Source organism: Pseudomonas alliivorans, assembly GCF_017826695.1.
Lineage (GTDB): Bacteria > Pseudomonadota > Gammaproteobacteria > Pseudomonadales > Pseudomonadaceae > Aquipseudomonas > Aquipseudomonas alliivorans.
Window position 1 is genome coordinate 127,718 of the sequence record NZ_JAFFZW010000001.1, and the last position, 12,457, is coordinate 140,174.

The following is a 12,457-nucleotide window of genomic DNA, read 5'->3' on the forward strand; positions in this document are numbered from 1 at the left end:
CACAGATTGCGGATTCAGTGAGCCGGGCGCATGACGTATAAACATGAGCGCCGCAGCTTGGGCATATGGCCCAGGACGTTTCCGCGTCCGGCCTTTCAGGCAACCCTGAACGTGAAGGCAACCCGCCAGTGCCTTTGCTAAAGTCCCTTCAGTCTCTCCAGAAAGGAAGCATCGTGGGCGATACCGAGATGTTCGCAGTGTTTACTCAACTGGGCTTCACACCGCTCGACTGGCTGATCATCGAGCTCAGTGTGGCTGCCGCTTATATCGTGTTCGGCATCGCCGGTTTCGGCACGGCGCTGGTGGCAGGTCCCATCCTGATTCACTTCATGCCGCTGTCACGCATCATCCCGTTGCTGGTGATGCTCGACTTCCTCGCCGCCTTCGGCAATCTGCTGCCGTCCCGCCAGTCAGTGGTCAAATCCGAACTGCTGCGTCTGCTCCCGTGTATGGCGGTGGGCTGCACGCTGGGTGTGCTGTTTCTGCTCAATCTGAAGTCCGATCTTCTACTTCTGTTAATGGGCATCTTTGTCACGGCTTACGCGCTGTACAGCCTGGCGGTGAAGGTCCGGCCCACCCAGCTTGCCGCAGGCTGGGCCATCCCCATGGGCACCGTTGGTGGGCTGTTCGGTGCCTTGTTTGGCAGCGGCGGCTTTTTATACGCGATCTACCTCAACAGTCGCCTGACCTCGAAAGAGCAGGCCAGGGCTACGCAAAGCGCTCTGATCAGTTGCAGCACCGTCGTGCGCCTGAGTCTGTTTGTGATCGCGGGGGTCTACGCCGAAATTCCGCTGCTGGTGCTCGGTGTCTGTCTGTTGCCAGCGATGCTGATCGGCTCCTGGGTGGGGAAGGCACTGACCCAGCGCTTGTCCCGCGAAACCTTTGTGCGTCTGGTGACGTGGCTGGTGCTGGTGAGCGGCATTGCCCTGATTGGGCGTTACATCGCAGGGTGAATGCCGATTTCACGCTTGACCTGAAAGCAGGGCCGATTAAGCTGCGGCCTCAATCGGTTTCAAGCGACACTCAGTCATGAACACCCAAAGCATCATCGTCCCGCAAATCTCTACCTTTCCGGCCCATGAAGCCAGAGCGCGGCTGATCCTGCGCTGGCTGATCAAGCTCAACGTCGTCGAGCCGGAGCTGTCTACCTGCGGACGCACGGGCAACAAGATGGCCTACGCCGTGGCACCGGGGGCCAGGCGCGTGGTGCAGAATCCGGAGGCCTTGCCGTTCGGGGAAGTCATCAACGGCCTGGAGATCGTGACCAAGCGCTGCATCTTTACGCCATTGGATAACTTCGCCGAAGAAGCTGGTTGTCCGGAATGCCGTCGTGAAATCGGCGAGGCGCTGTTCGACAGCCTTGAAGACTGGATGCCCGGCCACACCGACAACTTCACCTGCCCGGAATGCCGTCATGAAGACGACATCAACGGCTTTCTGTTTCTGGATGCCTGCGGTTTTTCGAACCTGGGATTCATCTTCAACAACTGGCTCGACGCGTCCTTCACCCAGACCTTTCTCGACGACTTCGCCGAACGTCTGGATCGCCCGGTGTCTTTCGTAAAAGTGCGTCTATAAACGGCCTTAATAATAGACTGAGGTTTACATTGAGCCGGGCGGGGTGTGTAGGTATAATGGCGCGCTTCCAATTTTCCCGCCCGGGAGCCCCCGCGATGCTGCGTATCAGTCAAGAAGCCCTTACATTCGACGACATTCTCCTTGTGCCCGGTTATTCCGAGGTACTGCCCAACGAAGTCAGTCTGAAAACCCGTTTGACCCGTGGCATCGAGCTGAATATTCCTTTGGTCTCCGCTGCAATGGACACCGTCACCGAGGCCCGTCTGGCAATTGCCATGGCTCAGGAAGGCGGTATCGGCATCATCCACAAGAACATGACCATCGAGCAGCAGGCTGCCGAAGTGCGCAAGGTCAAGAAGTTCGAGGCCGGTGTCGTCAAGGACCCGATCACGATCGAAGCCGACGCCACGGTGCGCGACCTGTTCGAACTCACCCGCATGCACAACATTTCCGGCGTACCCGTACTGCATGATGGCGACCTGGTCGGCATCGTGACGTCCCGCGACGTACGTTTCGAAAACCGTCTTGATGTTCCGGTCCGCGAAGTGATGACGCCTAAAGAGCGTCTGGTCACTGTGCGTGAAGGCGCTGACAAGAACGAAGTGCGTGAGCTGCTGCACAAGCACCGTCTGGAAAAGGTCCTGATCGTTGACGCGAAGTTCGCGCTCAAGGGCATGATGACCGTCAAGGACATTGAAAAGGCCAAGGCCTACCCGCTGGCCAGCAAGGACGACCAGGGTCGTCTGCGTGTCGGCGCCGCAGTCGGCACGGGCAAGGACACCGGCGAGCGCGTCACCGCGCTGGTTGCCGCTGGCGTTGACGTGGTGGTTGTAGATACCGCACACGGTCACTCCAAAGGTGTGATCGACCGCGTTCGCTGGGTCAAGGACAACTTCCCGGAAGTGCAGGTCATCGGCGGCAACATTGCCACCGGCGAAGCGGCCAAGGCGCTGGTTGCCGCTGGCGCTGACGCAGTCAAGGTCGGTATCGGCCCTGGCTCGATCTGCACCACCCGTATCGTTGCCGGTGTCGGCGTTCCACAGATCAGTGCCATCGCCAATGTTTCCGCTGCCCTCGAAGGCACCGGCGTGCCGATGATCGCCGACGGCGGTATCCGCTTCTCCGGTGACCTGTCCAAGGCCATCGTGGCTGGCGCTTCCTGCGTGATGATGGGTTCGATGTTTGCCGGTACTGAAGAAGCACCGGGCGAAATCGAGCTGTTCCAGGGCCGTTCCTACAAGGCTTATCGCGGCATGGGTTCGCTGGGTGCAATGTCCCAGGCGCAAGGTTCGTCCGACCGCTATTTCCAGGATTCGTCCGCCGGTGCCGAGAAACTGGTACCGGAAGGTATCGAAGGCCGCGTTGCCTACAAAGGCCCGCTGTCCGCCATCATCCATCAGTTGATGGGTGGTCTGCGTTCTTCCATGGGCTACACCGGCAGCGCCACCATCGAAGAAATGCGCACCAAGCCTGAGTTCGTGCGCATCACGGGTGCCGGCATGGCTGAATCCCACGTCCACGACGTGCAGATCACCAAGGAAGCGCCGAACTATCGCGTTGGTTGATCCGGATTGCACCGTGGTTCACGCCGCGATGCCGTTCAGCAAGTTTCATGGCCGGGGCTGTTGACGCAGCCCCGTGTCGTTTCTGTTTTTTGACGAGATTGAGTCATGGCCCTCGACATTCACGCCCACCGTATCCTGATCCTCGACTTCGGTTCCCAGTACACCCAGCTGATCGCCCGCCGCGTGCGTGAAATCGGCGTGTACTGCGAACTGCATCCGTTCGACATGGACGACGAAGCGATTCGCGAATTCGCCCCGCGCGGCATCATCCTCGCTGGCGGCCCGGAATCCGTACACGAAGCCAACAGCCCGCGCGCGCCGCAGGCCGTGTTCGACCTCAACGTTCCGATCTTCGGCATCTGCTACGGTATGCAGACCATGGCTGAACAACTGGGCGGCCGCGTTGCCGGTTCCGACCTGCGCGAGTTCGGTTATGCCCGCGTTGACGTCGTCGGCAAGAGCCGCATCCTTGACGGCATCGAAGACCACATTGACGCCGATGGCGTGTTCGGTCTCGACGTCTGGATGAGCCACGGCGACAAGGTCACCGAAATCCCGGACGGCTTCCACGTCCTGGCCAGCACCCCGAGCTGCCCGATCGCCGGCATGGCCGACGACACCCGCGGCTACTACGGCGTTCAGTTCCACCCGGAAGTGACCCACACCAAGCAGGGTGGTCGCATCCTGTCGCGCTTTATCCTCGACATCTGCGGCTGCGAAGCCCTGTGGACGCCGTCGCACATCGCTGACGACGCCATCGCCACCATTCGTGCCCAGGTCGGCACTGACAACGTCCTGCTGGGCCTGTCCGGCGGCGTCGACTCGTCGGTAGTCGCCGCCTTGCTGCACAAGGCCATCGGCGATCAACTGACCTGCGTCTTCGTCGACAATGGTCTGCTGCGCCTGCACGAAGGCGAGCAGGTCATGGCCATGTTCGCCGAGAACATGGGCGTCAAGGTCATCCGCGCCAACGCTGAAGACCAGTTCCTGAACAACCTGGAAGGCGAGAGCGATCCAGAGAAGAAGCGCAAGATCATCGGCCGCACCTTCATCGACGTGTTCGATGCCGAATCCTGCAAGCTGGACAACATCAAGTACCTGGCGCAAGGCACCATCTACCCGGACGTGATCGAGTCGGCTGGCGCGAAAAGCGGCAAGGCACACGTCATCAAGTCGCACCACAACGTGGGCGGCCTGCCGGAAGAAATGAACCTCAAACTGGTCGAGCCCCTGCGCGAACTGTTCAAGGACGAAGTCCGCCGTCTGGGCCTCGAACTCGGCCTGCCGTACGACATGGTCTACCGCCACCCATTCCCGGGCCCGGGCCTGGGCGTGCGGATCCTGGGTGAAGTGAAAAAGGAATACGCCGACCTGCTGCGTCGCGCAGACCACATCTTCATCGAAGAGCTGCGCAAGGCCGACTGGTACCACAAAGTCAGCCAAGCCTTCGTCGTGTTCCAGCCCGTCAAATCGGTAGGCGTCGTCGGCGATGGCCGTCGCTACGCCTGGGTTGTCGCACTGCGCGCCGTAGAAACCATCGACTTCATGACCGCACGCTGGGCGCACCTGCCTTACGAGCTGCTGGAGACGGTAAGTGGCCGCATCATCAACGAGATCGAGGGTATTTCCCGCGTGACGTATGACGTGTCGAGCAAGCCGCCTGCGACGATTGAGTGGGAATGATTGGACGTCCGGCATTGTCCGGCACGATCTAGCAAGAAATGCTCTGGAGCCCGCTTAATTGCGGGCTTTTGGCTTTTTGGGTCTGGCAAATTCTGGCAGCTTTGCGCATCGCCAAGCACCGTGTTTATGTGGCATGGTACGGGGCATTGACTGAGCCAAATGCCATGTTTAGTGCTCGATACCATGTCGCCTTAGTAGGGAAGGGTATGGTATCAAATCTCATCATCAGCCCGGTTTCATTGGGGTTTGCCGCGGTGCATGAGTGTGTTTCTGAGCATGGTATTTTTTCCATGGAGTCCATAGCTGCCATGTTGACCGATACCAAGCTGCGTAACCTCAAACCGAAAGAAAAACTCTACAAAGTAAACGACCGCGACGGGCTGTACGTGGCCGTCACTGCTGCCGGTTCCATCTCATTTCGCTACAACTACTCAATCAATGGCCGTCAGGAGACCATCACGTTCGGTCGCTATGGCGTGGGTGGCATCACACTTGCTGAGGCCAGAGAGCGCCTGGGAGAGGCTAAAAAGATGGTTTCGGCGGGTAAGTCACCTGCCAAATATAAAGCACGTGCTAAGGCTCGCACCAAAGGGGCAGAGACGTTTGCGCCAGCTTGCTTGGGATCGGCTCGAAGACCTCCGCAAGCTCGCCTACCTGCGCGGCGGTGTCAACGAAGGCAGCCGGGTGCAACACCTGTTTTGGCGCTTGAACTTCCTGCTACTGTCGGGCGCGACCAACAGCAAACAGATGTATCACGAAGCCTCGTCGCTGGCCCCCGAGCTAGATCCGCAATGGAATAGCCGCTCCAAAGAGCTGATGACCCTGTTCAGCAAGGCTAAGGCCTATGAGTCCGGGGAAAGGGTCAGTTTTGGCGGCAAAGACAACGCGCCGCTCTACACTCCCAAGAATGACACCCTTATCAACTTATTAGGATCACCGCAGATGAGCAAAGGCAGCTCAAGACGATCATCAGTGTGCGGGTGGCCCAGGAGCGTGGGCGAGGCCTCCGCATTTTTGACGTCCGTCCGTTCGCGCTGATCCAAGGAGTTGAGGTTTGGAAATGGAGTTATCAGCAGGTGTCCTAGGTCCGTGCGTATTGCTAATCTCTAAAGCGGGAGCTCGATGAGTCATATTGATTAATGCGTAGCATCGGATGCTACCCGCGAAGAGTCGCGCCAGAATGTGCTATTGGTAGCAAAGGTAGTCGTTCGAACTGGCATCAAAGGGCGCTTATGCGAATGACATGCGACATGTTCTTGGGCGCCACGATGCTGCGCGCAAATAATCAACAATAGAGGAACGGTCTTCGGTTGAACGAGATCGTTATAGGCGCGACATGGCTGGAAAACGGCAACATTACATTCCTAGATTCCTACAGCGAGGTTTTCTCGTTGAGCAAACCGGCGAAGCTGAGCGGACGTGGCTGCATCGGCGAGGTACCGCAGCACGACTGGTCGGTATAAAAGATGTCGGAGTCGGCGAGTTCTTCTACTCGAAGCTAGGGCCTTCAGACGAAGAAAGACTAGACGATCTCATTACATCGATTGAGTGGGATATCCACACCAGTCTCCAAGAGCTCCAACGTGCTCCCCGAGGGCCTATCGCCGACTCACGAATTCCTGCCCGCGTTACGACGCACCTTACGTTAAGGACGGCGCATGTACGCTCGATCTTCCTTCAAGGCGTTGAGCAGTTGTTGGATCAGTTGTCCGTACTAATCTCTGACTCGGATCAACTGCGTGAATTGATGGGGATAGATAGTGTGGGCATGAGTCTGCCCCTGTCTGCAATCGAGGAAGAACTGAATTCGTCTCCCCTCGGAGAATTATTCCCGCGTCCTTTCGTCAAGAGAGCTCTAGCCTTCTCGCTACGCGAGTCGTTCAACGAGTTCTACTCATTTAAAATGCCAGTGGTCGCCGACGCTTTCACAAAACTTATAAATGCGCTTCCCGCTATGACCCGGGATGGTCATAACAAAGCATTGAGAATATTCCAAGAGAGTAAATGGGAGGCGGACCTAGCGCAGCTGTCATGGCGAACGTACAGTGTTGAGGGGGCTATTCTTCCAGATTGCATTGCTTTGGCGCAGAGCGGCTCTGACTCGATAACCGCTCTAACTTTGAGAGAGGAAAAAATACCTAACATCATAATTTTGCCCATCGCTCACGATCTGTTACTTGTGGGTTCCAAGGAAGAAATAAAAGAAATTAATATCGAAGAGATCAACGCCGCAAGCGCTGCTTGCAGCAACAGCTTCTTTATTGCCCGCAACTCCTACAACTCTACCGATTTTGCCAGCCTGATCGGTCAGCGCTGCTCCCTATCAATAAAAAAAGTTGTCGCAGAGGCGATATCTGAAGTTAGACAACGAGACTCCTCGCAGTCAATCGCAAGGACTGGGATGGATCCCGTTGTCTCAGCCAATCACAGCAGTGGCTTTAGCTTCTCTCTAACGTGCCAAGGGTTTGCCGATTCCGATACTGCGACCAAACTTGGTAACGTTATGCGGGGTATAGCCCAGGAAATGAGCCGGGATTTACCACTCTCAAATCTAGATGGTATTACATTCGCGGCAGACTACGCGGCAGCTCTTGAGAGCCTGGATAGGGGGGATCCAGCGCTGCTCGCGGACAGGACCCGCCCTCGAAATTATGGTCAAGCCATAGCCAAATGCGTTCATGTTATCCGCGATGGGAAGCGTAAAGAGCATATTATGCTCAGCGCATTTGTTGCAAGAGCGCTATTTGATACGGAAGATGAAAACAACGCTTGGGCTCTACACGTCGTTGTGGGCATGCTCGCAAATGTCGCACACAGCGCGCTTTACGAGCAGGATCTTCCTAGCATGTCAGATATCCAATTTGACATTGTCTCAAGGCGCCTGCATGTAGCCTCTTCTTCCTGTCCTGGCATGTATTTTTCGGCGAAAACTAGCGCTTTTGCCGATAACGGTGCAGGTGAGCGATTTGCCACTTTATTTTTAGATAGCTTGTCCTCAGCACAACAAGCGATCCAATGCGCGAAGCAGACATACCTTGTTGATCTAGCAATGGACCAATTGCTAGACGTAGCCCTTACGCACATATCTTCAGTACTCGATCATGCAGCCGAATGGCTTGGGCACCGAGATGGGCTTCCCTCGCAAGAGTCGTTCGCCGGATCCTCGCTTCCAGAAAACTTGAAAAACCAGGGGCTTCGCGATTGGATTGAGCTTTTTGGGCGCGATTTACGACGGCTCTATGATGCAGATGACCAGTTCACAATCGAGAGCATCCTTAGGCTTTCACAACATGTTGAGCGTCTCTTGTGGACGGTGGGCATGTTTCCATGGCCGACTGAGGAGGGTAATTTATATGTGTCATTGGCCCCTGTCACATGTACAGGTCGTCAGCTGTAAACGTCGAGTGAGTAGACACTCGAATGTGATTTTCTGGTCATAGCTAATGCGAAAAAGAATAGTCGCTCCATGCCTTTACTCAGCAGGGAGCAACTTTTATGGTGGAATATCTTGATCAGACCGTAAGGTAGGTGGGGCAGCGCGGCCTTCGTCGACGGAGCGCGCATTCCAACGAATTTGGTTTTAGGTCTTGATAGCGGCGATAACGCGGGTACTGCTTGATTGACATCCATACAATTTGGCCTGCTGCTGTTAGACACCAAACGGGAGAGCGGTGGGAGAGCAGTCATCCGGCTCTTGCGATTGCACGAAACATCGTAGGAGCCAGCTAGCTTATGATTTTCTCTAGCTGTTGAAATTCGTCATGGAGCAAATGCATATGCGAGGCGGTTTTAGGTTGCGGCAAAAAATCCTGCATTTGAGCGGCATTATCTCTGAAGCCGTGTATTAATTAGCGTTTATCAGATTTCTGCTGCTGTGCTTGCTGCACGCTCCGAACGGACAACAAAACTTGCCGGTTCAAATTCGCGTTAGTCTTGCTGCCCAGCAAAGGTAGTCGATTTAGAGCCTCTGACCACTTCTGATAGCGCTCACGCGTCGGTACTTCCGCCGAGTTTGCAGCTTGATTTAGGTAGGACTGAAAGCCAGGAAAAGCGGTGTTGAACTGCGAGTCCATATTCTGAATCTGGCGGCCTAGGGATTGCGAGCGATTGTAGATGTTGGCCACGTTTTTAAGGTCGGCTGCTATGCTGCCGAACATTGAGCTGGACAAGCCGGTGCCTTGAGTAACCATGTTCTGATATTGCTGAATCTGCGTCTGTAATGTCTCGGCGGTGTTCAGCGCTGTGTTGACCTGCTCGGCATATTCGAACATTTGCTGGTAAAATTTAGAGCAGTTTGCGCAGTAAATAGCGAAAGCATTTTGCCCCGAGAAAAGAAAAATGATAACTGCTGTTAATGATTTAAATAATTTCCTTATTCTTGTCCCCAGTGTGAGCCTGTTATGACAAATGAATGCGATTTCTTACAGTGGCGAGAGACATATCGCGTGAACTGCACATATCCAAAACTAAACCAATCCAAATATTCGGTATAAAGTTTTCTTAGGGTGTGGCCAAGCAGGATTTTCGATTCTAACTCTTTTCTGATCGAGAAAAACTCGGCGCGGCGAGCTCTTTTATTGATAGGCTTTAGGCTATCACTTTGCATCGGCTTACCTCCCTTTGATTCTGTTGTTTTTAGCACGGATGGAAGCCGAAAAAAACACTCAATTACGAGGCTGCGGAAAATAAAGAAACTTAACGCAACTATATGCAACTCAAGGAAAATTAACGCAACTCAAGGCAATTAAACGCAACGGTAGACGATTTAGTATAATTTAAAGCAAGTGGTGGATCTTGCTTTTTAAATTTACTTTAATTGCTTGCGACGAGACGGCAAGATATGTGTTTGTAGCTACACGGCTTCGCCGCTCCTCTACAAACACCGCGACCTTACTCACCTGCGGTTCGACGGCATCTTGCTCTGCGAGGCCCACAATCGCTGCCGCGATCCAAGAAAGGAGAAGCCATGTCAAAACAAAGCGATACCAAAAAGGAGGGATTGAACCGCGCCCGGACGCTTCGGTTTCGCGTGACTGCTGTTGAGGAAGCTGAGATAGAAAGCCGTGCCCGCAACGCCGGGCTTTCCCTGTCTGCTTTACTGCGGACGGGAGCTCTCCACCATCCGATCCGTTCGGTCGTCGATCTGAAGGCAGTAGCTGATCTAGGTTTTGTACGAAAAGTATTGCCTCATACAGCGTAGGCTGCAGGCCAGCGTGACCATGGCTGCAAAGCTCCTGGCCAGCTTGTCGTAGCGAGTCCCTATTCTGCGGTTCTCTTTTAGCCAGCCAAACATCCGCTCAATGATGTTTCGCTGTCGATAATTTGGACGATCAAAGAGTCGGGGCAAGCCAGGCCGGGGTTTGCGTGGCATGGCGCGCAGCGGGATTACCGGCTGCATCCGGTAACGGTCGCAGTACTGACGCAGGTGTTCTGCGTCATAGCCTTTGTCAGCCAGTAACCAGCGACTACGCTTGCGCGGTCGCCCGGGCTTACCGGGAATTCGCACTTGATTCAGCAGCGGCTGGGCATGGGCAATATCGCTGGCTTGCCCCGGCGAAAGGATGAAGCGCAAGGGAACGCCATTGGCGTCGCAGACTATGTGGATCTTGGTTGTAAGGCCACCTCGACTGCGTCCCAATGCATGATCTAGCGGTTCTTCAGGCCCCCCTTTTTCCCGGCGCCTGAAGAGGCTCGGGTTGCACGTACCGCTGTAGAGTCGATCATCCAGGTGTCCAGATCGATCAGTCCTTCCCGGTTCAGGCGAATGTGCAAGCGCTCCAGTATTCGATCAAACGTACCGTCGTCGCGCCAGTCACGAAAACGTTGATACACCGTCGACCAAGGCCCAAAGCGCTCTGGCAGGTCACGCCAAGCAGCGCCTGAGCATAGGATCCACAAGATCCCATGCAGTACTTGGCGATCATCACTGCGTGGGCGACCTATTTCTGCTCAGGAGAAACCAGATCCTTGATCAATTCCCACGATACGTCGGAGAGTTCGTAACGCTTTGCCATGCGGGCCTCCAGCCAATCATGGCCGGAATTCTACTCACACCGACTTTTCGTACAAAACCTAGGCAAGATCAACGGCGACTTGGGACGGGTCGCTGGCTTGTTGAAGCTCTGGCTTGCGGAGAAAAACGGCCAGGGAGCAAGCTCAGTCGAGGTCGAGCGGATGATGGTCGAGTTTCGTGAGTTGCAAGCAGGTATTCGGGAAAAAATGAGCGCTGTCGTTTTTTCTCGAAAGCGTGAGGGCTGACGTCTGGAGCTCTCTGGCGTGTGCAATCCAATTCAGTGCCGGAAGTTGCCAAAATGGTGCATTTTTCTCCTGCTGGCCGCTTTTTGAAAGGAATGAGCATCGGACGTTTATTAGAGCTTGATTTAAGGTCTGGGAGCGTCTGAGAAACCTAGTGCGATTCAGCTATCGGCCAGAAACGGACAGCGACGCTGCAACAGTTTTTTGCTATTTTCAGTATCCAATCGCCTTCATTGGGCGAACATTAGGTATAGGACTTGCAATGGATTTGCCGAAAGCAGGCACAACGTACACTCAAGAGCGCTTAGGCATTGCCGCTATCCAATATTATGCAGCTCGAAGAAATCAGATTTGGCGTGAAACGGGTACGGGGGATGTGGGAATTGATGGAAATATCGAGTTCGTCAACGCTGAGGGATTTGCTACAGGTCGGATAGTTGCTGTGCAAGTAAAATCCGGTCCATCCTATTTCAAAAACCCTACTTTGAATGGATGGAAATTTTATCCTGAACGCAAGCACAGAAACTACTGGGAATCATTTTCACTTCCTGTGTTGCTCGTTCTGCATGATCCGGACACCAATAAAAGCTATTGGGCAGATGCACGACAATTACTTAGAAGCACACGTGAGGAAAGTGCCTTTATAGAAGTGTTGTCGTCAAATAATCTAGAAGAAACAGATACAATTGCACTTTTTGAAAACGCCGGCGTTCTAGATCAACCTTTCATCTCGGAAATTCCGGAAATTCTCCGATGCTTAATAGATACGAAATCTAATGAGGTGGCATTCCCTTTAAGCTATTTTGACTTATTTGTTCATGGCCTCACAAATATATGCCGCAGCATTTATTATGGCATGGACATGGTTATCAACTCGGTAGAATACAATCTTGAAGCAGCAAAAGCCCCATATGGAATGGGGATGGGGCACCAGGAACACCAATTTGCATTCGGGTTCGTAAAATTCCTTGTCGCGCAAGGATTAGCTCACATTGACCTCTCAGACTGCCTCATCGACTGGGTAGATCGTGAGATGCACCCGCACTTTATTGCACCGCTCAGCTCAAGAGGTCGTGCCCTAGTTCGTCTGATTCATCAAGAGGAAACCCGTCTCGTTACTGGTGGAAAAATGGAAGATGAAGGCGGTCTACACGTCGCTCAAGAAGGTTTCTTTGAGATGTTGCCAGCGTCCTATTTTCGGCGATTTCCACGAATCAGAAGTTTTCAGGATGTTTTTGATACTTAAATTTTGACTTCGGGTTGATTGCAGCCCTTCGCGATAGTCTGCAATCGGCCAGAAGGGAACGGTGGACGCGCTGTATCGATTTCGTATTCGGCTTACACCATACGGATCTACTTCAATCTCTCATGCAAAC

Annotated in this window: 10 protein-coding genes and 3 pseudogenes; 11 read left to right on the forward strand and 2 right to left on the reverse strand. The window is 54.2% G+C overall.

Features of this window, described 5'->3' with window-relative positions; translation table 11 throughout:
• Window positions 1–188: 188 nt before the first annotated feature.
• The 8 genes and pseudogenes from JTJ32_RS00610 to JTJ32_RS00645 all read left to right on the forward strand — a co-directional run bounded on the left by JTJ32_RS00610 (window position 189) and on the right by JTJ32_RS00645 (window position 8,223).
• On the forward strand, window positions 189–953 hold the full coding sequence (locus JTJ32_RS00610; RefSeq protein ID WP_236059164.1) for a sulfite exporter TauE/SafE family protein: 765 nt from the start codon (window positions 189–191) through the stop codon (window positions 951–953).
• 76 nt (window positions 954–1,029) lie between these two features.
• Entirely contained in the window at window positions 1,030–1,578 is a 549-nt protein-coding gene (locus JTJ32_RS00615) for a sugar ABC transporter ATPase (RefSeq protein WP_099229630.1), read from the forward strand.
• Window positions 1,579–1,673: 95 nt separating this feature from the next.
• Window positions 1,674–3,143, forward strand: coding sequence for an IMP dehydrogenase (guaB, locus tag JTJ32_RS00620; protein ID WP_210040387.1), 1,470 nt, complete (start codon window positions 1,674–1,676; stop codon window positions 3,141–3,143).
• 105 nt (window positions 3,144–3,248) lie between these two features.
• Window positions 3,249–4,826 carry a glutamine-hydrolyzing GMP synthase gene (gene guaA / locus JTJ32_RS00625; RefSeq protein WP_210040389.1) on the forward strand — a complete coding sequence of 526 codons (1,578 nt, stop codon included), beginning with the start codon at window positions 3,249–3,251 and terminating at the stop codon, window positions 4,824–4,826.
• A gap of 308 nt (window positions 4,827–5,134) precedes the next feature.
• Window positions 5,135–5,431 (forward strand): annotated as a pseudogene (locus JTJ32_RS00630) (Arm DNA-binding domain-containing protein); the annotation flags it as partial.
• Window positions 5,430–5,864, forward strand: a complete 435-nt coding sequence (locus tag JTJ32_RS00635; RefSeq protein WP_236059193.1) for a hypothetical protein — start codon at window positions 5,430–5,432, stop codon at window positions 5,862–5,864. The pseudogene JTJ32_RS00630 and the gene JTJ32_RS00635, both read left to right, overlap by 2 nt.
• A gap of 272 nt (window positions 5,865–6,136) precedes the next feature.
• Complete coding sequence (locus tag JTJ32_RS00640) at window positions 6,137–6,289, forward strand: hypothetical protein (protein WP_210040391.1); 153 nt, start codon at window positions 6,137–6,139, stop codon at window positions 6,287–6,289.
• A gap of 230 nt (window positions 6,290–6,519) precedes the next feature.
• Window positions 6,520–8,223 carry a hypothetical protein gene (locus JTJ32_RS00645; protein ID WP_210040393.1) on the forward strand — a complete coding sequence of 568 codons (1,704 nt, stop codon included), beginning with the start codon at window positions 6,520–6,522 and terminating at the stop codon, window positions 8,221–8,223.
• A gap of 517 nt (window positions 8,224–8,740) precedes the next feature.
• On the opposite strand, the pseudogene trbJ reads toward JTJ32_RS00645, so the two are convergent.
• Window positions 8,741–9,202, reverse strand: a pseudogene (trbJ, locus tag JTJ32_RS00650) (P-type conjugative transfer protein TrbJ); the annotation flags it as partial.
• Window positions 9,203–9,792: 590 nt separating this feature from the next.
• Between trbJ and JTJ32_RS00655 the strand changes: the two are divergent.
• Window positions 9,793–10,026 carry a plasmid mobilization protein gene (locus JTJ32_RS00655; protein ID WP_210041132.1) on the forward strand — a complete coding sequence of 78 codons (234 nt, stop codon included), beginning with the start codon at window positions 9,793–9,795 and terminating at the stop codon, window positions 10,024–10,026.
• On the opposite strand, the pseudogene JTJ32_RS00660 reads toward JTJ32_RS00655, so the two are convergent.
• Window positions 9,988–10,840: pseudogene (locus JTJ32_RS00660) on the reverse strand (IS5 family transposase). The gene JTJ32_RS00655 and the pseudogene JTJ32_RS00660 sit on opposite strands and share 39 nt — an antisense overlap.
• Here JTJ32_RS00660 and JTJ32_RS00665 point away from each other — a divergent pair.
• Window positions 10,839–11,084 carry a hypothetical protein gene (locus JTJ32_RS00665; protein WP_456239179.1) on the forward strand — a complete coding sequence of 82 codons (246 nt, stop codon included), beginning with the start codon at window positions 10,839–10,841 and terminating at the stop codon, window positions 11,082–11,084. The pseudogene JTJ32_RS00660 and the gene JTJ32_RS00665 overlap by 2 nt on opposite strands.
• 259 nt (window positions 11,085–11,343) lie before the next feature.
• A complete protein-coding gene (locus JTJ32_RS00670; protein WP_210040395.1) occupies window positions 11,344–12,327 on the forward strand; it encodes a DUF4365 domain-containing protein in 984 nt (327 codons plus the stop codon).
• Window positions 12,328–12,457 lie beyond the last annotated feature (130 nt).